This window comes from Pseudomonas sp. ICMP 10191 (genome assembly GCF_001467335.1).
In the GTDB taxonomy this organism is placed as follows: Bacteria; Pseudomonadota; Gammaproteobacteria; order Pseudomonadales; family Pseudomonadaceae; genus Aquipseudomonas; species Aquipseudomonas cerasi.
Map to the genome: position 1 here is coordinate 58203 of NZ_LKGW01000124.1, position 22477 is coordinate 80679.

The following is a 22477-nucleotide window of genomic DNA, read 5'->3' on the forward strand; positions in this document are numbered from 1 at the left end:
TGACGGTTCGCCACGAGAGAGATGAATCATGTCCCAGGCCGCCCAACTGACTTCCGCCCTATCTGTTCAGGCTCAGTACTCCCCGGAACTGGAAAGTCGTCAGGGGCTTGAGCAGGCATTCTCGCTGTTCAATCAAATGTCGGCGCAACTGACCGACTCCTACGGCTTGCTTGAAGCGCGCGTCACTGAGCTCAAGGGCGAACTGGCTCATGCCGGTGCCCAGCGCCTTCAGGAGCTGGCGGAAAAAGAACGCCTGGCCAACCGACTGCAGAATCTGCTCGATCTGCTGCCCGGCGGGGTGATCGTCATTGATGGCATGGGCGTCGTGCGCGAAGCCAATCCGGCGGCCATCGATCTGCTTGGGCAGCCGCTGTTGGGGATGCTCTGGCGTCATGTGATCAGCCGCTGTTTTGCACCCCGTGAAGATGATGGCCACGAAGTCTCGCTCAAGGATGGCCGCAGGCTTTCCATTGCCACGCGTTCGCTGGATGCCGAGCCAGGGCAGCTGGTGCTGCTCAATGACCTGACCGAAACCCGTCATCTTCAGGAACAGCTGGCTCGTCACGAGCGCCTGTCGTCACTGGGCCGTATGGTCGCTTCTCTGGCGCATCAGATTCGTACACCGTTATCCGCTGCCATGATCTACGCCAGCCATTTGACCGAGCAGGAACTTCCGGTGGAAACCCAGCAGCGTTTCGCTGCGCGGCTCAAGGATCGTTTGCATGAGCTGGAGCATCAGGTTCGCGACATGCTGGTGTTCGCCCGGGGCGAGCTGCCGTTGACGGATCGTCTGGCGCCCGGTGCTCTGTTTCAGGCGCTGCAAAATGCTGCTGCGACGCATGTTCAGGGCGTGTCGGTACGCTGGCAGTGCGACAGCATCGATGGCGAGCTGCTGTGCAATCGCGACACATTGGTCGGCGCACTGCTCAATCTGATTGAAAACGCTGTCCAGGCCAGCGCTGGCCGGACACTGCTGAAGATTCACGCCTACAGTCGCGGCAATGTGCTGCGGATCTGCTTCAGCGATAACGGCAGCGGCATTGACAAGGCCGGTCTGGCGCGCATCGGTGAGCCGTTCTTTACCACCAAGACCACCGGCACAGGGCTTGGTCTGGCCGTGGTAACTGCGGTGTCGCGTGCGCATCAGGGGCGCGTGCATTATTTGTCGCGGGTTGGCCGTGGTACCTGCGCCATTATCAGTCTGCCATTGATCCCGGCTTCCAGTTCGACAGGTAATAACTGATGCCGATCAATGTGCTGCTGGTCGAGGATGACCGTTCGCTCCGCGAAGCGCTTGGGGAAACCCTTGAGCTGGCCGGTTATGGCTATCAGGCGGTCGGTTCCGCCGAAGAGGCGCTGGTGGCCGCCGAGGCGCGGCCCTTCAGTCTGGTGATCAGTGACGTCAACATGCCGGGCATGGACGGTCACCAGTTGCTGAGTCTTTTGCGCAGCCGGCATCCGCAATTGCCGGTATTGCTGATGACTGCGCATGGCGCAGTCGAGCGCGCGGTCGAGGCCATGCGTCAGGGGGCTGCGGATTACCTGGTCAAGCCATTCGAGCCCAAGGCGCTGATCGCGCTGGTTGGGCGGCACGCACTGGGTCGTCTGGAGCCTGCCGAGCGCGATGGGCCGATTGCTGTCGAGCCCGCCAGTATCCAGTTGCTGAACCTGGCCAGCCGCGTGGCGAAAAGCGATTCCACCGTGCTGATCTCCGGCGAGTCCGGGACCGGTAAAGAGGTTTTGGCGCGTTTCATTCATCAAAACTCGCCCCGTGCCGATAAACCTTTTATTGCGATCAACTGTGCAGCGATTCCGGACAATATGCTGGAAGCCACGTTATTCGGCCATGAAAAGGGTTCGTTTACCGGCGCCATTGCGGCGCAGGCTGGCAAGTTCGAGCAGGCGGACGGCGGGACAATCCTGCTGGACGAGATTTCCGAAATGCCTCTGGGGCTGCAAGCCAAATTGCTGCGTGTGTTGCAGGAACGCGAAGTCGAGCGCGTCGGTGCGCGCAAACCGATCCTTCTGGACATTCGCGTCGTGGCGACCACCAACCGCGATCTGGCGGGTGAGGTGGCGGCGGGGCGTTTCCGTGAAGATCTGTTTTATCGCCTGTCGGTATTTCCACTGGCATGGCAGGCGTTGCGTCAAAGGACTGCCGATATTCTGCCATTGGCCGAGCGGCTTCTGGCCAAGCACGTCAATAAAATGAAGCATGCGCCGGTGCGTCTTTCCGCCGAAGCGCAACAGTGTCTGGTGAGCTATCCATGGCCCGGAAATGTCCGGGAGCTGGATAACGCCGTGCAGCGGGCCTTGATTCTGCAGCAGGGCGGGGTGATTCAGGCGCAGGATTTCTGTCTGTCCGGGCCGGTCACCAGCCTGCCTGTTGCTGCGCCTGTCGAGGCGGCAGCGGCTGTGACTGGCACTGTCGTGGCGGAGAATGCAGGTACCGGCGTCAGTCCGGAATCGGTCGGCGCGCTGGGCGATGACCTCAGGCGTCACGAGTTTCAAATGATCATCGACACCCTGCGTTCTGAACGGGGACGTCGCAAGGAGGCTGCGGAACGCCTGGGTATCAGCCCGCGTACATTGCGTTACAAGCTGGCGCAGATGCGTGACGCCGGAATGGATGTGGAGGCCTATCTGTTTGCCACATGAGCAACGCACAGTGATTGCCGTTCCCGATCGGCGGTCCCTGAATATTTTTGCTGTGATGCAAGCCTGAAATTAAACCCGGCGTCCCGTGAATACGGGCGGTCCGGCGCGACCTCGTGTCAAGCGACATGATGCACTCATCTGGTGTGGCAAATAGCCGCCATCTAGCTGGCATCGTTGTTGCTATACCTTCTGTACCCGCTGAATCAGTGTCAAAAATTTGCGGGCCTTACGAGAGATATGTCCATGAGCCAAGGTGTTGAATTTAATCGCTTGATGTTGGATATGCGGGCCATGCAGATGGACGCGATGTCTGCGCCCAAGCCCGTGTCCGGTGCGCAGGAAGCCGGTGCCAGCAGCTTCGCTGACATGCTTGGTCAGGCCGTCAACAAGGTCGCGCAGACCCAGCAGGCTTCCAGCCAGTTGGCCAATGCATTCGAAATCGGCAAGAGCGGCGTGGATCTGACCGACGTCATGATTTCGTCGCAGAAAGCCAGCGTGTCTTTTCAGGCGTTGACCCAGGTACGTAACAAGCTGGTTCAAGCTTACCAAGACATCATGCAGATGCCGGTTTAAGGGACGTACTGAGTCATGGCTGAAGCAGCTGCCGATACCGTTCCTGCAAGAGCGGGCGCTTCCGAAAGAAAACCGTTGTTCGGTATGTCTTTTCTGGAAAATCTTTCCGAAATGACCATGCTGCGTCAGATCGGCCTCATGGTCGGTCTTGCCGCGAGCGTGGCCATCGGCTTCGCCGTGGTGCTCTGGTCCCAGCAGCCTGACTATCGTCCGCTTTATGGCAGTCTGGCGGGCATGGACAGCAAGCAGATCATGGACACCCTGACTGCAGCGAACATCAACTACACCGTCGAGCCGAACTCCGGTGCGCTGTTGGTGAAGTCCGATGATGTGCAGCGTGCGCGCATCCAACTGGCTCAGGCGGGTGTGGTACAGAACGACGCCAACATCGGTTTCGAAATCCTCGACAAGGATCAGGGGCTGGGCACCAGTCAGTTCATGGAAGCCACGCGTTATCGTCGTGGCCTGGAAGGCGAGCTGGCGCGTACCATTTCTGCGTTGAACAACGTCAAGGGTGCCCGCGTGCACCTGGCGATTCCGAAAAGCTCGGTATTCGTCCGTGATGACCGCAAGCCAAGCGCTTCGGTACTGGTCGAGCTGTACGCCGGTCGTTCGCTGGAGCCGAGTCAGGTCATGGCCATCATCAATCTGGTGGCCACCAGTGTTCCCGAGCTCAGCAAGTCGCAGATTACCGTCGTTGACCAGAAGGGGGCTCTGCTTTCCGATCAGGCGGAAAACTCCGAGCTGACAATGGCCGGCAAGCAATTCGACTACAGCCGTCGCATGGAAAGCATGCTCACCCAGCGCGTGCAGAACATTCTGCAGCCGATTCTGGGCAATGACCGCTATAAGGCCGAGGTCTCGGCAGTGGTTGATTTCAGCGCTGTCGAATCGACCGCCGAAAGCTTCAACCCTGATCAACCTGCCTTGCGCAGCGAGCAGTCGGTCAATGAACAACGTTCCAGCAGCTCAAGCTCGGGCGGCGTTCCGGGGGCGCTGAGCAATCAGCCGCCCGGCCCGGCGACGGCTCCGCAGACTGCAGGCGGTGGTGCAGCCGGTGCAGCCGGCCCTATCGCTCCAGGCCAACCCCTGCTGGATGCCAATGGTCAGCAGATCATGGACCCGGCAACCGGTCAGCCCGCGTTGGCGCCATACCCGGCCGACAAGCGCGTGCAGTCGACCAAGAACTTCGAGCTTGACCGTTCCATCAGTCACACCAAGCAGCAACAGGGCCGTCTGACCCGCCTTTCGGTTGCGGTAGTGGTCGATGACATGGTCAAGACCAACGCGGCCAATGGCGAAGTCACCCGTGCTCCATGGAGCGCGGCGGATCTCGCTCGCTTCACGCGGCTGGTACAGGATGCCGTCGGTTTCGACGCCAGCCGCGGCGACAGCGTCAGCGTGATCAACGTGCCGTTCTCCAGCGAACGCGCTGAAGTGCTGCCTGAAGCGTCGTTCTATTCGCAACCCTGGTTCTGGGACATCGTCAAGCAGGCTGTTGGCGTGATCTTCATCCTGATCCTGGTGTTCGGTGTACTGCGCCCGGTGTTGAACAACATCACCAATGGCAAGCGCAAGGAACTGGCAGGTTTCGGCGGCGACGCCGAACTGGGTGGCATGGGCGGTTTGGACGGCGAATTGTCCAACGATCGCGTAAGTCTGGGTGGCCCGCAGAGCATTCTGCTGCCAAGCCCGACCGAAGGCTATGACGCACAGCTGAATGCAATCAAGAGTTTGGTGGCTGAGGATCCTGGCCGTGTGGCTCAGGTTGTGAAAGAGTGGATCAACACTGATGAATGAACGAGCCATGGTAGCCAAACTCTCCAAAGTTGAAAAAGCGGCTGTACTGTTGCTCTCGCTGGGCGAAACCGATGCGGCTCAGGTGCTCCGGCACATGGGTCCCAAGGAAGTCCAGAAAGTGGGTGTGGCGATGGCGCAGATGCGCAACGTGCATCGCGAGCAGGTCGAAGAGGTCATGAGCGAATTCGTCGACATCGTCGGCGATCAGACCAGCCTTGGCGTCGGTTCCGACGGCTATATCCGCAAGATGCTGACCCAGGCACTGGGCGAGGACAAGGCCAACGGCCTGATCGACCGGATTCTGCTGGGTGGCAATACCAGCGGCCTGGACAGCCTCAAGTGGATGGAGCCGCGTGCGGTCGCCGACGTGATCCGTTTCGAGCACCCGCAGATTCAGGCCATCGTGGTCGCCTATCTCGATGCCGATCAGGCGGGCGAGGTGCTTGGGCATTTCGATCACAAGGTGCGCCTCGATATCATCCTGCGCGTGTCTTCGCTCAACACCGTACAGCCAGCGGCTCTCAAGGAATTGAACCAGATTCTCGAGAAGCAGTTCTCCGGTAACGCCAACACGTCGCGTACCACCCTGGGCGGTATCAAGCGTGCGGCCGATATCATGAACTTTCTCGACAGCTCGATCGAAGGTTCGCTCATGGACTCGATCCGCGAGGTCGACGAAGACCTGTCGGTGCAGATCGAAGACCTCATGTTCGTCTTCAACAATCTTTCCGACGTGGACGATCGCGGTATCCAGGCGCTGCTGCGCGAAGTATCCTCGGACGTGCTGGTACTGGCGCTCAAGGGCTCCGACGAAGCAATCAAGGAAAAAATCTTCAAGAACATGTCCAAGCGTGCCTCCGAGCTGCTCCGCGACGACCTGGAAGCAAAAGGTCCGGTGCGTGTCAGCGATGTGGAAACCGCCCAGAAAGAAATCCTCACCATTGCGCGTCGTATGGCCGAGGCCGGCGAGATCGTACTCGGTGGCAAGGGTGGCGAGGAAATGATCTAAGGATTCAGCCGACTCATGTCCAGTTCCAATAAAGAATCGGCCAGCGACCTCATTCGCGCCAAGGACGCCGGGTTACTCGACATCTGGGCGCTGCCCAGCTTCGATCCGCACGTTGAGCCAGAACCAGAACCGGAGCCCGAGCTGGTCGACGAACCGGCCGAGATGGAAGAAGTACCGCTGGAGGAAGTCCAGCCACTGACCCTGGAAGAGCTGGAAAGTATTCGCCAGGAGGCCTGGAACGAAGGCTTCGCCACCGGTGAAAAGGAAGGTTTTCACAGTACTCAGCTAAAAGTGCGTCAGGAAGCGGAGGTCGTTCTTGCGGCAAAAGTCGCCAGCCTGGAACAGCTGATGGGTAACCTGCTGACACCCATCGCCGAGCAGGATACTCAGATCGAAAAGGCCGTCATTCTTCTGGTCGAGCACATCGCGCGTCAGGTTATCCAGCGTGAACTGGTCACAGATTCTGCGCAGATTGCCAGCGTCCTACGCGATGCCCTCAAGCTATTACCGATGGGCGCGCAGAATGTGCGAATTTTCATAAATCCTCAGGACTTTCTGCTGGTCAAGGCCATGCGCGAACGTCATGAGGAGTCGTGGAAGATCGTCGAAGACGAAGACTTGCTGCCGGGCGGTTGCCGTATCGAAACCGAGCATAGCCGCATCGATGCCAGCGTCGAAACACGCATCGCCCTGGCAATTTCCAAGATGCACGACCAGTTGCATGAACAGGTAACCCATCCTGCGGCAGCCGATCTGAGCGTCGATCTGGATGCCTCGCCAGGCAATGCAGCCAATGTTGACGAATCCGACGCGGATACCCTCGATGCGCCTTGAACGCACCAGTTTCGCCAAGCGCCTCGGTTCCTATGCCGAGTCGATCAGTTTGCCTGCCCAACCCGTAGTGGAAGGCCGCCTGCTGCGCATGGTAGGCCTGACGCTTGAGGCTGAGGGGCTGCGTGCGGCAATGGGTAGCCGCTGTGTGGTCATCAATGACGACAGCCATCATCCGGTTGAAGTCGAAGCCGAAGTGATGGGTTTTTCCGGTAGCAAGGTGTTTCTGATGCCGGTCGGCAGCGTGGCGGGCATCGCGCCTGGCGCGCGGGTCGTGCCGCTGGCCGACACCGGTCGCCTGCCGATGGGCATGAGCATGCTGGGCCGGGTGCTTGATGGTGCCGGTCGCCCGCTGGATGGTCGCTCGCCGATCAAGGCCGAAGACTGGGTGCCGATGGATGGCCCGACCATCAACCCGCTCAAGCGCGACCCCATCAGCCAGCCACTGGATGTCGGCATTCGCTGCATCAACGGTTTATTGACGGTTGGCCGCGGTCAGCGTCTCGGGCTGTTTGCCGGTACGGGCGTGGGCAAGAGTGTGCTGCTCGGCATGATGACGCGCTTCACCGAGGCGGACATTATCGTCGTCGGCCTGATCGGTGAGCGGGGCCGTGAGGTCAAGGAGTTCATCGAGCACATTCTCGGCGAAGAGGGCCTGAAACGTTCGGTGGTGGTCGCCTCGCCAGCCGATGACGCGCCTCTGATGCGCTTGCGAGCAGCGATGTATTGCACGCGAATCGCCGAATACTTTCGTGACAAGGGCAAGAATGTCCTGTTGCTGATGGACTCCCTGACCCGTTTTGCTCAGGCTCAGCGGGAAATCGCACTGGCCATTGGCGAGCCGCCGGCCACCAAGGGCTATCCGCCTTCGGTGTTCGCCCGTTTGCCCAAACTGGTAGAACGCGCCGGCAATGCCGAGGCGGGTGGTGGTTCGATCACCGCGTTTTACACGGTGCTGTCGGAGGGTGATGACCAGCAGGACCCGATTGCCGACTCGGCGCGTGGCGTACTCGACGGTCACATCGTGTTGTCCCGGCGCCTGGCCGAAGAGGGGCATTACCCGGCCATCGACATCGAAGCGTCCATCAGCCGGGTCATGCCCGCCGTGGTCAGCCCCGAGCACATGGCGCGTGCGCAGCATTTCAAACAGTTGTGGTCACGCTATCAGCAGACTCGCGACCTCATCAGCGTGGGGGCCTATGTAGCAGGCGGCGATCGCGAAACGGACATGGCCATTGCGCTGCATCCGGTACTGGTGCGCTACCAGCGTCAGGGCCTGCGTGACAACGAAAGCATACAAGGCAGCAGCGAGGCGCTGGCGTCGATCTTCGCACCAGCGCCTGGCGGCTGATAATCCATGGCCCAGAGTCGAGCGGCGCGTCTGGCGCCAGTGGTCGAGATGGCAGAAGCTGCCGAGCGAACCGCCGCCCAGCGCCTTGGACACTTCCAGGGGCAGGTCAACCTTGCCAACAACAAGCTGCAGGAGCTTGACCAGTTTCGCCAGGATTATCAGCAGCAATGGTTGCAGCGCGGCAGTGCCGGGGTTTCCGGGCAATGGCTGCTGGGTTATCAGCGCTTTCTCAGTCAGCTCGATGTCGCCGTTGCCCAGCAATACAAAAGTCTCGAATGGCACAAAGCCAATCTGGATCGGGCGCGCAGCGCCTGGCAGGATTGCTACGCGCGGGTAGAGGGCTTGCGCAAGCTGGTGCAGCGCTACATGGACGAGGCGCGCAGGCTGGAGGACAAGCGCGAGCAGAAACTGCTCGACGAGTTATCGCAGCGCCTGCCGCGCCATGAACAATTCTGACGTTTGACTCAATCAGACCGCAGTGATCTCTCTGGCTGGTCTACGCTATCAATGTCTCGGTGATGAAACACCTCGAGGTTCCCATGACTGTCACTTCCGAACGTTCTGCCGATGGCCAGACGCTGACCCTTTTTATCGAAGGACGCTTCGATTTCAATTCCCATCAGGCGTTTCGCGCTGCCTATGAGGACTATCCGCAGTCGCTGAATTACGTGGTCGACCTGCGCGGTACTCATTACCTGGACAGCTCTGCGCTGGGGATGCTGTTACTGCTGCGCGATCACGCCGGGGGTGACAAGGCATTGGTGCGCCTGGTCAACTGCACGCCCGATGTGCTGAAGATTCTGGCCATTTCCAATTTCTCGAAGCTGTTCGAATTGAGCATACCCAGTGCAACCAGCCCTGAAAAAACTGTGCATTCTGATCGCTGACGACAGCGCCAGTGACCGGCTTCTGCTTTCAACTATCGTAGCGCGGCAGGGGCACCGGGTTCTTAGCGCTGCCAATGGTGTCGAAGCGGTCGCCATCTTCAAGGCTGAAAGCCCGCAGTTGATTCTGATGGACGCCATGATGCCGGTCATGGATGGCTTCGAAGCGGCGCGAAGGATCAAGGCATTGACCGGCGAATCGCTGGTGCCGATCATCTTCCTCACCTCGCTCACCGAAGGCGAAGCGCTTGCACGTTGCCTGGACGCCGGTGGCGACGATTTCATGTCCAAGCCTTACAACCCGCTGGTACTGGCCGCCAAGCTCAACGCCATGAACCGTCTGCGGGTATTGCACGAAACTGTCCGCCAGCAGCGTGACCAGATCGCCAGGCACCATGAGTATCTGCTCAATGAGCAACGTGTCGCCAAGGCGGTGTTCGATCAGATCGCCCACGCCGGTTGCCTGGGGGCGAGCAATATCCGCTACCTGCAGTCCCCCTATGCACTGTTCAACGGCGACCTGATGCTGGCCGCCTACACACCTGCCGGGCACATGCAGGTGCTGCTCGGGGATTTCACCGGACATGGCTTGCCGGCTGCGGTGGGTGCGATGCCACTTGCAGAAGTGTTCTACGGCATGACGGCCAAGGGCTATGGCCTGGTTGAAATCCTCCGTGAAATGAACGCCAAGCTCAAACGCATCCTCCCGGTCGATATGTTTTGTTGTGCGACGCTGCTGTGTATCAATCTGCCGCAGCGGCAGGTCGAGGTCTGGAGCGGTGGCCTGCCCGACGGCTACCTGTTGCGCGGCGCGCAGGGCGAGCATGTGCCGCTGGCCTCGAATCATTTGCCATTGGGCGTATTGAGCGTCGATGCCTTCGACGCGCGCACCGATGTGTATCCGTTGGCGCCGGGTGACCGCATATTTCTGCTGTCCGACGGCGTGCTTGATACCAGTAACAGTCAGGAAGAGCTGTTCGGCGCGCAACGTCTGCGACAGGTTCTGTCTGCCAATCGCGAGCCGCACTTGCTGATCGAGGAGATCCTCGTGGCGCTCAACGAGTTTGGCGGCAAGGCGCGTGACGATGTCAGCCTGCTGGAGGTCAGCGCTGTCGAGGCGCCGCTGGAAAATTTGCCTGTCATGATGTATTCGGACAGCGGCGCCTCCAGCCCGCTGGACTGGTCGGCCAGTTTCGAGTTTCGTGCCTCGACGCTCAAGCGTTTCAACCCTCTGCCTTATGTCCTGCAATTGCTGCTGGAGGTACATGGCCTGCGTGATCAGGGTGCCGCACTGCACATGGTGCTCGGCGAGCTGTACAGCAATGCGCTGGAGCACGGTGTGCTAGGGTTGGATTCGGCGCTCAAGCACGATGCAACGGGGTTCGCGCTCTATTATCAGCAGCGGGCAGAGCGTCTCGACAGGCTGCAGTCAGGCTTCATCCGGGTGAGCCTGCAGGTCGAAGCGGTCGAGCAGGGCGGTCGGCTGACCCTCAGTGTCGAGGACAGCGGCCAGGGTTTCGATGTGGAAAAGACCCGGACGCTGACGCCTGCCAGCAATGAACTGTATGGTCGCGGGCTGCATCTGGTCTGTGAATTGAGTCGCGAGGCCAGGTGGTCCAGGGATGGCAGGACCGCCTGCGTGGAATTTTGCTGGGAGGGAGTGGCATAATCCCCGCCTGGAGTCTTGATCAAGGAGTGAACAAGTGTCGATTCATCTGGATTACAGCGTTTTGACTGCCTTGCAGGAGGTCATGGAGGACGAATATCCAACCTTGCTGGATGTTTTTCTCAAGGATTCCGAGCAGCGTATCGCGCAGTTGCGTCTGGCTGTCGGGTCGCGCAATCCTGATTTCCAGGAACTGAGCCTTAATGCTCACAGTTTCAAGGGCAGCAGCAGCAACATGGGCGCCTTGCAGCTTTCCGAGCTATGTCGCCAGCTCGAGGAGCAAGCCCGCCAGCAGCAGTTCGCAGGTCTGGCAGAATTGATTGGCACGATCGACAGCGAATATATGACGATTCGCGGGTTGTTCAATTCCGAGCGGCAGCTGTTCGTCAGCTGAGCCCTGATGTCTCCCTCGATTCCCGTTATGGAGATCATTTAAAAATTGGCCCGCATATTGCTAACTACTCTGGTAAGGCGATAACCAGCAGCTGATGCGGAGACCGAAATGCCCCTTGCTACCAATGCGCTTCTTCAGGCCACAACCTCTGTGACCGCCAGGTCCGGTGTGGCCAACAATGCGGTCAAGTCTGCTGACAGCAGCAAGGACGGGGCCTCCAGCTTTTCCAATGTCTATGCAAAGCAGGCGAAAGACACCGTCCCTGCGCGTGACGATGCGCCCGTAAAACCAGCTCGCGACAAGACCGCGCCTGACAAGGACAAGGTTGCCGCTGGCAAGGACAAGCCTGCGAGCGATCAGACGAATGCCGCCGACAAGTCGAGCGTTGCCGATAGCGGCAATGATTTGCCAGCCAAGTCGGCAAGTGCGGATGATGACGCGGCGCATTCCGACTCGAAGCAGGACGATGCGCAGGCCTCTGCCGATCCGGCGCTGACTGAGGGCCAGGCGGTCGTCGATCCGGCCCTTGACCCGGCATTGCAGGCAATGGCCGCACAGGCTCCCGCGGCGCCTGTAGCCAAGGCGCCACCAAGTGCGGAAGTTGTCACCGCACCAGTGGTCTCGGCGCTCACCACCACTCAGGCGGCACCGCCAGTGGTGGCCGAAGACGTCTTCAATCCCGACGCCGATCCTCTGGACGGTCTGGATGCCGTGCAGTTGGCGCTGGAAAACGCCACTGCCAAGACTCAACTGGCTGCGCAGAACGCCCAGGCTGCCAACAAGGCGACGCCGAGCAACGCTGAAGCTGACCCCAATCAGAATATCGTCAATAACCTGTCGGTCCTGAGCGAGCAACTTCCCTCCGAAGGCAGTAGCACTGAAAGCAGTGACAAGTCGTTCAGCGGTTTGATCGGTGAGGGTCTGAAGGATGTCAAAGGCGCCGCCGGCGACACGCGCGTCGACAACTTTGCCGATCGCCTCGCTGCGCTCAGTCAGGCCGCGCAACCGGCACGCGCAGCGGCAGCACCTGCCGCGCCCTTGATGAACCAGCCGTTGGCCATGCATCAAAGCGGCTGGACCGAAGGCATCGTCGACCGCGTCATGTACCTGTCGAGCCAGAATCTCAAGACCGCCGATATCAAGCTGGAACCTGCCGAACTCGGTCGTCTCGATATTCGTATCAACATGGCGCCTGAGCAGCAGACCCAGGTGACCTTCATGAGCGCCCATATGGGTGTACGTGATGCACTGGAAAGCCAGATGTCGAAGTTGCGTGAGTCGTTCGTGCAGCAGGGGCTTGGCAACGTCGACGTCAATGTTTCCGACCAGTCGCAACAGCAGGCCCAGCAACAGGCTCAGGAGCAGGCCAGCCGTGCCCAGCGCAGCGGTCGTGGCGGTGGCATGAGTTCCAGCGATACCTCCGATGAAATCGCAGGCGTCGATGCAGCCATTCCGGTCAGCCAGCCAGCGGCACGTGTGATCGGCACCAGTGAGATCGATTATTACGCGTGAGGCTCTTGAGTTGCATGGCAGCCGCGACGCGATGTCATGCATTGCATGAACTTGATGGCGCAGAAATGCTTTTTTAACGCGATGGCACAGATGACCCAGATTGCGACGTAAGTGATAGGGCGAAGTCGGGCCGGAAACGGAGTTGCGGGTTTTGCCTACTTTGGCCCCATCAAAGTAGGTCGCCGAGGGGCGAAAAGGTGATTTGAGTCGAACCTCAATCCACCTGAGAACTAAAAACCATTGTGTGACGCGGAGCGTCACGAACTGCATTCCCACGCGGAGCGTGGGGACGATAGTCGTGGCAGCCGCGACACGACGTCATGAACTGCATTTCCACGCGGAGCGTGGGGAACGATAGTCATTAGCTCCCGAACTGTGCCTTTAGCCAAACTGCCCTGAAGTGCTTTCACAAGAATCACGATCCCTCCGCGCCCAGGCGCGTAACCGTTTGTGTCCAATACATCTCCGCCTCGTACAACTCTGGCATAACACTTGCTCTGCCTCTGTCACGTATTGAAGAACCTCTTGAATAGTGACGGATTATTGGCATGGCGCAGAGCGAAGAAGTTAAAGACCCCGCGACCACAGGCAAAGGTAAAGGCAAACTCAAGCTCATTATCATCGCCGTCGTGGCGCTGCTGCTGGCCGTAGGCTTGTCGGTGGGCGCGACCTGGTTCCTCATGCACAAGAGCGAAAGCAAGGAAGATCCAGCGGCGGCCGCAGCGGCAGCCAACGTCAAGCCAGTGGCGGTGTTCGAACCGATGACCCCGGCCTTTGTGGTCAACTTCAACGCCAATGGCCGCCAACGCTACATGCAGGTGAGCATCACCATGCTGGGCCGTAACGCAGCCGACATGGAAGCGCTGAAGGTCCACATGCCATTGATCCGCAACAATCTGGTCATGCTGTTTGCAGCCATTCCCTTCGAATCGCTGGCTTCGCCGATCGGCCAGGAAATGCTGCGTCAGAAAGCGACCGCCAGCATTCAGGAAGTCGCGCAGAAAGAACTCGGCAAGACTGTGATCGAACAGCTGCTCTTCACTAACTTCGTATTGCAGTAGGACTCTCACATGGCCGTGCAAGACCTGCTCTCCCAGGACGAGATCGATGCGCTGCTGCATGGCGTCGACGATGGGATGGTCCAGACTGACAACAACAGCGAACCTGGCAGTGTCAAAAGTTACGACCTGACCAGCCAGGACCGGATCGTCCGCGGACGCATGCCGACGCTGGAAATGATCAACGAGCGCTTCGCCCGCTACACACGCATCAGCATGTTCAACCTGCTGCGCCGCTCGGCGGACGTGGCGGTGGGCGGTGTTCAGGTCATGAAGTTCGGTGAGTACGTGCATTCCCTGTACGTGCCGACCAGCCTCAATCTGGCCAAGATCAAGCCGCTGCGTGGCACCGCGCTGTTCATTCTTGACGCCAAGCTGGTGTTCAAGTTGGTGGATAACTTTTTCGGCGGTGACGGTCGTCACGCCAAGATCGAAGGCCGAGAGTTCACGCCAACCGAACTGCGTGTCGTGCGCATGGTGCTGGATCAGGCGTTTGTCGACCTCAAGGAGGCCTGGCAGGCGATCATGGAAGTCAATTTCGAGTACATCAACTCGGAAGTGAACCCGGCCATGGCCAACATCGTCGGGCCGAGCGAGGCTGTAGTGATCTCCACCTTCCACATCGAACTCGATGGCGGTGGCGGCGATCTGCACGTGACCATGCCGTACTCGATGATCGAGCCGATCCGCGAAATGCTCGACGCCGGTTTCCAGTCCGATCTGGACGACCAGGACGAGCGCTGGGTCAACGCGCTCAAGGAAGACGTGCTGGACGTCAACGTTCCGCTCACCACGACCATCGCCCAGCGCCAGTTGCCATTGCGGGACATCCTGCACATGCGCCCTGGTGATGTGATCCCTGTGGAACTGGGCGATTCGCTGGTCTTGCGTGCCAATGGCGTACCTTCGTTCAAGGTCAAGCTTGGCTCGCACAAGGGCAAGATGGCCCTGCAAGTAATCGAACCCATAGCGCGACGCTGACCAGTCTGGTCAACGTCGGAAATTGTTGCGTAACTGAAATACTGCGTGCAGAGGACAACCGATGGCTGATGAAAACGATACGATGTCTGCTGAAGATCAGGCATTGGCGGATGAGTGGGCTGCTGCATTGGGCGAAGCTGGCGACAGCCAGGCTGATATCGATGCGCTGCTGGCTGCGGATGCCGGAAATTCGGGTAGCCGGATGGCGATGGAAGAGTTTGGCAGCGTGCCGAAAAGCACCGGTCCGGTTTCTCTGGATGGTCCCAACCTGGATGTGATTCTCGACATTCCGGTGTCGATCTCCATGGAAGTGGGCAGTACCGACATCAACATCCGCAACCTGCTGCAGCTCAACCAGGGCTCGGTGATCGAACTGGATCGTCTGGCAGGCGAACCCCTTGATGTGCTGGTCAACGGCACACTGATCGCGCATGGCGAGGTGGTGGTGGTCAATGAAAAGTTCGGCATCCGTCTGACCGACGTGATCAGCCCGAGCGAACGCATCAAGAAGCTGCGCTAAGTGAGGCGCTGGCTGAGTGTTCTGCTGACCCTGCCATCGCTGGCCTGGGCCGCCGAACCCGCCGTTCAGGCGGCGCCTGCACAAGTGGCCAATACGGTCTCCGGCGGTATGGGCGGGCAGGTGGTGCAACTGCTGTTCGGTCTGATCCTGGTGATTGGCCTGATTTTCGTACTCGCGTGGCTGATGCGCCGGGTGCAGCGCGTCGGGCCGAACAGCAATCAGGTGATCGAGCTGGTGAGCTCGCGCGCGCTGGGGCCGCGTGATCGGCTGGTGCTGGTGCAGATCGGCAATGAACAAGTGCTGCTGGGCATTACGCCCGGGCGAATCACGCCTTTGCATGTGCTCAAGGAGCCCGTGCAGGTGCCGGTGCGCGAGCAGGCTACCCCTGAATTCGCTCAGCGCCTGATGGAGCTGATGGGCAAGGATAAGGACAAGAAGTAATGGGCGCCTTGCGTTTCCTGATACTGCTGTTGCTGGTGATGGTGACGCCCGCTGCGCTGGCGGCCGATCCGCTGTCGATCCAGGCGATCACGCTGTCCAATGGTGCCGATGGTCAGCAGGAGTATTCGGTCAGTCTGCAGATTCTGCTGATCATGACCGCGCTGAGCTTCATTCCGGCGTTCGTCATGTTGATGACCAGCTTCACGCGGATCATCATCGTCTTCTCGATTCTGCGTCAGGCCCTCGGCTTGCAGCAGACGCCGTCGAACCAGATCCTCACCGGCATGGCGTTGTTTCTGACCATGTTCATCATGGCGCCGGTATTCGACCGGGTGAATCAGGATGCCTTGCAGCCTTATCTGGCCGAGAAGCTTTCGGCGCAGGATGCGGTGGCCAAGGCGCAAGTGCCGATCAAGGACTTCATGCTGGCCCAGACGCGCACCAGCGACCTCGAGCTGTTCATGCGTCTGTCCAAGCGCACCGACATCCCGACCCCGGATGCCGCGCCGTTGACCATTCTGGTTCCGGCGTTCGTGATTTCGGAGCTCAAGACAGCGTTTCAGATCGGCTTCATGATCTTCATTCCGTTTCTGATCATCGATCTGGTGGTGGCCAGTGTGCTGATGGCGATGGGTATGATGATGCTGTCGCCGCTGATCATTTCTCTGCCGTTCAAGATCATGCTGTTTGTGCTGGTGGACGGCTGGGCGCTGATTGTCGGCACCCTGGCCGGCAGTTTTGGTGGCGTATGAGCCGTTTCACTGAGGAGTCTGCCCGATGACGCCGGAAGTAGCCGTCGATCTGTTCCGCGAGGCCCTGTGGCTGACCACTGTGCTGGTTGCGATTCTTGTTGTGCCAAGCCTGTTGTGCGGTCTGCTGGTGGCAATGTTTCAGGCGGCCACGCAGATCAACGAACAGACCCTGAGCTTCCTGCCGCGCCTGCTGGTGATGCTCGTCACCCTCATCGTCATCGGCCCGTGGCTGTTGAAAATATTCATGGAATACATGCTGTCGTTGTACACCAGTATTCCGACTCTGATCGGCTAGCATCGCATGCAGCCGATGCTCGCGCTGACCGATACCCAGATCAGTACTTGGGTAGCCAGCTTCATGTTGCCGCTGTTTCGCATCATCGCGTTGCTGATGACCATGCCGATCATCGGCACCACGCTGGTCCCGCGTCGGGTGCGCATGTACCTCGCCGTGGCGATCACCGTGGTGGTCGCGCCTGCGCTGCCAGCCATGCCGCCCGTGCAGGCGCTCGACCTGAGCGCGCTATTGCTGATCGGCGAACAGATCATCATCGGCGCCGGGATGGGCCTGTCGCTGCAGTTGTTCTTTCATATCTTTGTGGTCGCGGGCCAGATCATCTCCACGCAGATGGGGATGGGCTTTGCTTCGATGGTCGACCCTACCAACGGTGTCTCCTCCGCCACCATTGGCCAGTTCTTCACGATGCTGGTCACCCTGTTGTTCCTGGCCATGAACGGTCATCTGGTGGTGCTGGAAATCCTCGTCGAGAGCTTTACCACGATGCCGGTCGGCAGTGGTTTGCTGGTCAATAACTTCTGGGAGCTGGCCAACGGGTTGGGCTGGGTACTGGCTTCGGGTCTGCGGCTGGTGTTGCCTGCGATTACCGCGCTGCTGATCATCAACATCGCTTTTGGCGTCATGACCCGTGCCGCGCCGCAGCTCAACATCTTTTCCATCGGTTTCCCGCTCACGCTGGTGTTGGGCATGGTCATTCTGTGGATGACCATGGGCGACATTCTCAATCAGTATCAACCGATCGCTACGCAGGCCTTGCAGGCGTTGCGCGACATGGTGAGGGCTCGTTGAATGGCAGAAAACGAGAATGGCCAGGACAAGACAGAAGACCCCACGGAAAAAAAGGTCAAGGACTCACGGGCTGACGGCCAGATCGCTCGCTCCAAGGAGCTGACCACGCTGGTGGTGATGCTGATGGGGGCGGGCGGGCTGTTGATGTTCGGCTCCGATATCGCCCTGATGATGTCCGAGCTGATGCGTGACAACTTCACGATATCCCGCGAAACCCTGATGGATCAGTCCTACATGGGCAAGGCGCTGCTCAGTTCCGGGATGCACGCGCTGATCGTGGTCCTGCCGTTTCTGATCGCCATGCTGGTTGCCGCACTGGTGGGGCCGATCATGCTCGGCGGCTGGCTGTTCGCCACCAAATCATTGATGCCCAAGTTCAGCCGCATGAATCCGGCAGCAGGGCTCAAACGCATGTTTTCGCCGCATGCGCTGGTCGAATTGCTCAAGTCTTTCGGCAAATTCCTGATCACTCTGGCGGTTGCGCTGGTGGTCCTGAACAATGAGCGCAAGGACCTGGTCGCGATTGCCCACGAGCCGCTTGAGCAGGCCATGATTCACAGCCTGATGGTGGTGGGCTGGAGCAGTTTCTGGATGGCGTGTGGCCTGATATTCATCGCGGCGGCGGACGTGCCGTTCGTGTTGTATGAGGCGCACAAGAAGCTGCTGATGACCAAGCAGGAGGTGCGCGACGAGCACAAGAACAGCGAGGGCAGCCCAGAGGTCAAGCAACGTATTCGCCAGTTGCAGCGTGAAATGTCCCAGCGACGCATGATGGCCTCCGTCCCTGAGGCTGACGTGATCATTACCAACCCGACACACTTCGCCGTCGCCCTCAAATACGATCCCGAGCAGGGCGGGGCACCGATGTTGCTGGCCAAGGGTACTGATCTGGTGGCGCTGAAAATTCGCGAAATCGGCGCGCATAACGAGATCCTGATTCTGGAATCTGCGGCACTGGCGCGTTCCATTTACTACAGCACCGAGCTCGATCAGGAAATTCCCGCCGGCCTGTATCTGGCCGTCGCCCAGGTGCTGGCCTACGTCTATCAGATCCGCCAGTTCCGCGCCGGCCAGGGCAAGCGCCCCGACCCTCTGGGCGACATCAAAATCCCTCCCGACCTGCAGCGCGACGCGTAGTCCGGTCCCCTCTCGCGACGTTCGGGCATCAATCTGAAAGGCCCAGGTTTCAGACGCTCCGCGTCCGCTCTTGCACAGGCAAACGAGAAGATTTTTCTGACTGCGCTCAGCGCACTGGATTTACGTGACTTCTGTGTCTAAAGCCTTACTGCCACTGGCTTTGTAAAAGTTGGACAGCTTTTTGCAACAGGGTCGATACAGGGCGCCATCGGCGTCAATGTTTTGATCTAGTGCGCAGGTAACGAATCAGTGGATCGCTCTCAATTACTCAGTAGCGCACGCAGCAATATCACAGGCCTGGGCCGTGGTCAGTTGGGCGTTCCGTTGTTGTTGCTGGTCATGATGGCAATGATGATGTTGCCTATGCCGCCATTCCTGCTGGACGTGTTCTTCACGTTCAACATCGCACTCTCCATCGTCGTGCTGCTGGTGTGTGTGTACGCCCTGCGGCCGCTGGACTTCTCGGTATTTCCGACCATTCTGCTTGTCGCCACGTTGCTGCGTCTGGCGCTGAACGTCGCTTCCACTCGGGTGGTCATGCTTCACGGGCAGGACGGCCACGCCGCTGCGGGCAAGGTGATTCAGGCCTTCGGTGAAGTGGTGATCGGTGGTAACTATGTCGTTGGTATCGTGGTGTTCGCGATTCTGATGATCATCAACTTCGTGGTAATCACCAAGGGTGCCGGCCGTATTTCCGAGGTGAGCGCGCGCTTCACCCTCGACGCGATGCCCGGCAAACAGATGGCGATCGACGCCGACCTCAACGCCGGCCTCATCGATCAGCCCGAAGCCAAGCGCCGCCGTGCCGAAGTTGCCCAGGAAGCCGAGTTCTACGGTTCCATGGACGGTGCCAGTAAATTCGTGCGCGGCGATGCGATTGCCGGTCTGCTGATTCTGTTCATCAACCTGATTGGCGGCATGCTGGTCGGTATCCTGCAACACAACATGACCTTCGCCGACGCAGGCCGCGTTTACACCCTGCTGACCATCGGTGACGGTTTGGTGGCGCAATTGCCATCACTGCTGCTGTCCACCGCCGCCGCGATCATGGTGACCCGTGCTTCCGGTTCGGAAGAGATGGGCAAGCTCATCAATCGTCAGATGTTCGCTTCGCCCAAGGCGCTGGCGGTTTCCGCTGCGGTCATGATCGTGATGGGGCTGGTGCCGGGCATGCCGCACTTCTCCTTCATCAGCCTCGGCCTGGTGGCTGCAGGCGGCGCGTATCTGCTCTGGAAGAAAGAAAATCAGGTGAAAGTCGAGGCGCTGGCCGAAGTGCAGCGTCAACAGGACCTGCTGCCTTCGCCGACCCGCGTTCAGGACGCCAAGGAACTGGGTTGGGATGACGTGACGCCCATCGATATCATCGGCCTGGAAGTGGGTTACCGCCTGATTCCGCTGGTGGATCGCAACCAGGGCGGTCAGCTGCTGGCGCGTATCAAGGGCGTGCGCAAGAAGCTCTCGCAAGAGCTCGGCTTCCTGATGCCCACCGTGCACATTCGCGACAACCTCGATCTGGCGCCCAGTGCCTATCGTCTGACGCTGATGGGCGTGATTCTGGCCGAGGCCGAGATCTACCCGGATCGCGAACTGGCGATCAACCCCGGTCAAGTGTTCGGCACCCTGAACGGCATTACCGCCAGAGACCCGGCGTTTGGTCTGGAAGCCGTGTGGATCGAAATCAGCCAGCGCAGTCAGGCGCAGTCGCTGGGGTACACCGTCGTCGATGCCAGTACTGTAGTGGCAACCCACTTGAACCAGATTCTCTACAAGCATTCGCATGAGCTGATCGGCCACGAGGAAGTCCAGCAATTGATGCAGTTGCTGGCCAAAAGCTCGCCCAAGCTGGCTGAAGAGCTGGTGCCTGGCGTGCTGTCGCTGTCTTCGCTGCTCAATGTGCTGCAGGCGCTGCTGGCTGAACACGTACCTGTGCGGGACATTCGCAGCATTGCAGAGGCTATCGCCAACAACGCCGGGAAGAGTCAAGATACCGCCGCTTTGGTGGCCGCAGTGCGAGTGGGTCTGAGCCGCGCAATCGTCCAAAGCATTGTAGGCGTTGAGCCGGAGCTGCCTGTTATCACTCTGGAACCAAGGTTGGAACAGATATTGCTCAATAGTTTGCAGAAGGCTGGTCAGGGTCAGGAAGAAGGCGTTCTTCTTGAGCCAAGCATGGCTGAGAAGCTCCAGCGTTCGTTGATTGAGGCCGCCCAGCGTCAGGAGATGCAAGGGTTGCCGGTAATTCTTCTGGTAGCAGGGCCTGTCCGGGCGATGCTGTCACGATTTGGACGATTGGCTGTACCGAACATGCATGTTCTGGCGTATCAGGAAATTCCGGACAACAAGCAAGTAACCATCGTAGCGACTGTCGGGCCAAACGGCTGAGGTAGTGAGTCATGCAAGTTAAGCGATTTTTCGCCGCCGATATGCGTCAAGCCATGAAGCTGGTTCGCGATGAGCTGGGCGCTGAAGCGGCCATCATCGGTAACCGGCGCATTGCTGGTGGCGTAGAGCTGACTGCTGCTCTGGATTACAAGCTGTCCGCCCTGGCACCGCGTGTGCCGAACATGGAGCTGGAAGACGAGCTGCGCAAGACTCAGTCGCGCATCGTCTCCGCCCAGGCCGAATTGAACAACCGCAGCGACAGCGACGCATCGGTCAACCTGCAGCTGTTTTCCGGCAAGCCGGTCAACCCTGCCGATACGCACATCGAACCGACGCTCGAAGAGCCGCCGCGCCCATTCGCGTACGCACCGCCACAGGCCGCCGAGCCTGCCGTTGGCCAGCGCGCCTATGACTCGATGCGCTCCGAATTGAACGGCCTGCGCGAGCTGCTGGAAGTCCAGCTCGGCTCGCTGGCCTGGAACCAGTTGCAGGGCAGTCGTCCGCAGCAGGCCAATCTGTGGCGTCGCCTGCAACGTGTCGGCTTGTCCGGCCCGCTGTCACGCGATCTGCTGTCGATGATCCCGGAGATCGACGAGCCTCGTCAGGCCTGGCGCATGCTGCTGGCTCATCTGGCACGCATGATCGCCGTGCCGGAAGTCGAGCCGCTCGAGGAGGGCGGCGTGATTGCAATGGTCGGTCCTGCCGGCATGGGCAAGACCACCACCCTGGCCAAACTGGCAGCACGTTACGTGTTGAAGTACGGCCCGCAGAATATCGCACTGGTCAGCATGGACAGTTTCCGTATCGGCGCGCAGGAGCAGCTCAAGACCCTTGGGCGCATCCTCAACGTGCCGGTCACCCATGTCGATCCTGGCCAGTCTCTGGTTCAGGCGCTGGAACCGCTGCTGCGCAAGCGCGTGGTGCTGATTGACACCGCCGGGCTGCAGGCCAGTGATCCTGCGCTGCGCATGCAGCTGGAAAGCCTCGCGGGTCGCGGCATCAAGTCGCGCAACTATCTGGTGCTGGCAACCACCAGCCAGAAGCAGGTGCTGACAGCCGCGTATCACAGTTACAAGCGTTGTGGCCTGGCCGGATGCATTCTGACCAAGCTTGATGAAACAGCCAGCCTCGGTGAAGTCCTGAGCCTGGCGATCAGTCACGAATTACCTGTGGCCTATCTCACGGACGGACCACGCATTCCTGATGACCTGCATATTCCGCGTCGTCATCAGCTGGTAAGCCGCGCGGTGAGTGTGCAGATGCAGGATGAGCCTAGCGAGGAAGCAATGGCTGATATGTTTGCTGACCTCTATCACACCCCTGGCAAGAGAGTGGGTTAAGTGATGGATATTATTGGAATGTCCCTGCGTCAACGGTCTGCCATGCAGTGTTCATACGCGAACGTGCAGCCCTCGATGTGGTTTCGGTCTACGCAAGACAAGGT

At 59.5% G+C, this 22477-nt stretch carries 22 protein-coding genes; all 22 read left to right on the forward strand.

Annotated elements, in window-relative coordinates; genetic code table 11:
- Positions 1-28 precede the first annotated feature (28 nt).
- The 22 genes from AO388_RS18650 (at position 29) to flhF (ending at position 22373) form a co-directional block, all read left to right on the forward strand.
- Positions 29-1243, forward strand: coding sequence for a sensor histidine kinase (locus tag AO388_RS18650; protein WP_003370117.1), 1215 nt, complete (start codon positions 29-31; stop codon positions 1241-1243).
- Entirely contained in the window at positions 1243-2658 is a 1416-nt protein-coding gene (locus tag AO388_RS18655; RefSeq protein WP_058416898.1) for a sigma-54-dependent transcriptional regulator, read from the forward strand. The genes AO388_RS18650 and AO388_RS18655 overlap by 1 nt, the downstream gene beginning before the upstream one ends.
- Before the next feature lie 243 nt (positions 2659-2901).
- A complete protein-coding gene (gene fliE / locus AO388_RS18660; protein ID WP_002554293.1) occupies positions 2902-3231 on the forward strand; it encodes a flagellar hook-basal body complex protein FliE in 330 nt (109 codons plus the stop codon).
- A gap of 15 nt (positions 3232-3246) precedes the next feature.
- The gene (gene fliF, locus AO388_RS18665) at positions 3247-5031 is read left to right on the forward strand and encodes a flagellar basal-body MS-ring/collar protein FliF (RefSeq protein ID WP_003436100.1); all 1785 of its coding nucleotides are present in this window, start codon (positions 3247-3249) and stop codon (positions 5029-5031) included.
- The gene (gene fliG, locus AO388_RS18670) at positions 5024-6040 is read left to right on the forward strand and encodes a flagellar motor switch protein FliG (protein WP_003316807.1); all 1017 of its coding nucleotides are present in this window, start codon (positions 5024-5026) and stop codon (positions 6038-6040) included. Before fliF ends, fliG begins: the two co-directional genes overlap by 8 nt.
- 15 nt (positions 6041-6055) lie before the next feature.
- The gene (gene fliH, locus AO388_RS18675) at positions 6056-6874 is read left to right on the forward strand and encodes a flagellar assembly protein FliH (protein WP_044309029.1); all 819 of its coding nucleotides are present in this window, start codon (positions 6056-6058) and stop codon (positions 6872-6874) included.
- Entirely contained in the window at positions 6864-8222 is a 1359-nt protein-coding gene (fliI, locus tag AO388_RS18680) for a flagellar protein export ATPase FliI (protein ID WP_003370128.1), read from the forward strand. The genes fliH and fliI overlap by 11 nt, the downstream gene beginning before the upstream one ends.
- Positions 8223-8228: 6 nt before the next feature.
- Positions 8229-8678 (forward strand): flagellar export protein FliJ, encoded by a 450-nt coding sequence (gene fliJ, locus AO388_RS18685; protein WP_002554288.1) that lies wholly within the window; start codon positions 8229-8231, stop codon positions 8676-8678.
- A gap of 83 nt (positions 8679-8761) precedes the next feature.
- Positions 8762-9109, forward strand: a complete 348-nt coding sequence (locus tag AO388_RS18690; protein ID WP_003370131.1) for an STAS domain-containing protein — start codon at positions 8762-8764, stop codon at positions 9107-9109.
- Entirely contained in the window at positions 9069-10775 is a 1707-nt protein-coding gene (locus tag AO388_RS18695) for a fused response regulator/phosphatase (protein ID WP_003370133.1), read from the forward strand. Before AO388_RS18690 ends, AO388_RS18695 begins: the two co-directional genes overlap by 41 nt.
- A 34-nt stretch (positions 10776-10809) precedes the next feature.
- Positions 10810-11166: an Hpt domain-containing protein gene (locus tag AO388_RS18700; RefSeq protein ID WP_003370135.1), complete on the forward strand. Its 357-nt coding sequence runs from the start codon at positions 10810-10812 to the stop codon at positions 11164-11166.
- Between the two features lie 108 nt (positions 11167-11274).
- Positions 11275-12678: a flagellar hook-length control protein FliK gene (locus tag AO388_RS18705; RefSeq protein ID WP_058416899.1), complete on the forward strand. Its 1404-nt coding sequence runs from the start codon at positions 11275-11277 to the stop codon at positions 12676-12678.
- Positions 12679-13226: 548 nt separating this feature from the next.
- Complete coding sequence (fliL, locus tag AO388_RS18710; RefSeq protein ID WP_003370139.1) at positions 13227-13739, forward strand: flagellar basal body-associated protein FliL; 513 nt, start codon at positions 13227-13229, stop codon at positions 13737-13739.
- A gap of 9 nt (positions 13740-13748) precedes the next feature.
- The gene (gene fliM, locus AO388_RS18715; RefSeq protein WP_003412410.1) at positions 13749-14717 is read left to right on the forward strand and encodes a flagellar motor switch protein FliM; all 969 of its coding nucleotides are present in this window, start codon (positions 13749-13751) and stop codon (positions 14715-14717) included.
- Positions 14718-14778: 61 nt separating this feature from the next.
- The gene (fliN, locus tag AO388_RS18720) at positions 14779-15237 is read left to right on the forward strand and encodes a flagellar motor switch protein FliN (RefSeq protein ID WP_003370145.1); all 459 of its coding nucleotides are present in this window, start codon (positions 14779-14781) and stop codon (positions 15235-15237) included.
- Positions 15238-15678: a flagellar biosynthetic protein FliO gene (gene fliO / locus AO388_RS18725; protein WP_003436111.1), complete on the forward strand. Its 441-nt coding sequence runs from the start codon at positions 15238-15240 to the stop codon at positions 15676-15678.
- Positions 15678-16430, forward strand: coding sequence for a flagellar type III secretion system pore protein FliP (fliP, locus tag AO388_RS18730; RefSeq protein WP_003370151.1), 753 nt, complete (start codon positions 15678-15680; stop codon positions 16428-16430). The genes fliO and fliP overlap by 1 nt, the downstream gene beginning before the upstream one ends.
- A 25-nt stretch (positions 16431-16455) precedes the next feature.
- Positions 16456-16725 carry a flagellar biosynthetic protein FliQ gene (locus AO388_RS18735; protein WP_002554277.1) on the forward strand — a complete coding sequence of 90 codons (270 nt, stop codon included), beginning with the start codon at positions 16456-16458 and terminating at the stop codon, positions 16723-16725.
- Between the two features lie 6 nt (positions 16726-16731).
- Entirely contained in the window at positions 16732-17517 is a 786-nt protein-coding gene (gene fliR / locus AO388_RS18740; protein ID WP_032609911.1) for a flagellar biosynthetic protein FliR, read from the forward strand.
- Positions 17518-18654 carry a flagellar biosynthesis protein FlhB gene (gene flhB, locus AO388_RS18745; RefSeq protein ID WP_003370155.1) on the forward strand — a complete coding sequence of 379 codons (1137 nt, stop codon included), beginning with the start codon at positions 17518-17520 and terminating at the stop codon, positions 18652-18654.
- Between the two features lie 249 nt (positions 18655-18903).
- Positions 18904-21033, forward strand: a complete 2130-nt coding sequence (flhA, locus tag AO388_RS18750) for a flagellar biosynthesis protein FlhA (RefSeq protein ID WP_003436113.1) — start codon at positions 18904-18906, stop codon at positions 21031-21033.
- 11 nt (positions 21034-21044) lie between these two features.
- A complete protein-coding gene (flhF, locus tag AO388_RS18755) occupies positions 21045-22373 on the forward strand; it encodes a flagellar biosynthesis protein FlhF (protein WP_003436114.1) in 1329 nt (442 codons plus the stop codon).
- The last annotated feature ends 104 nt before the right edge of the window (positions 22374-22477 follow it).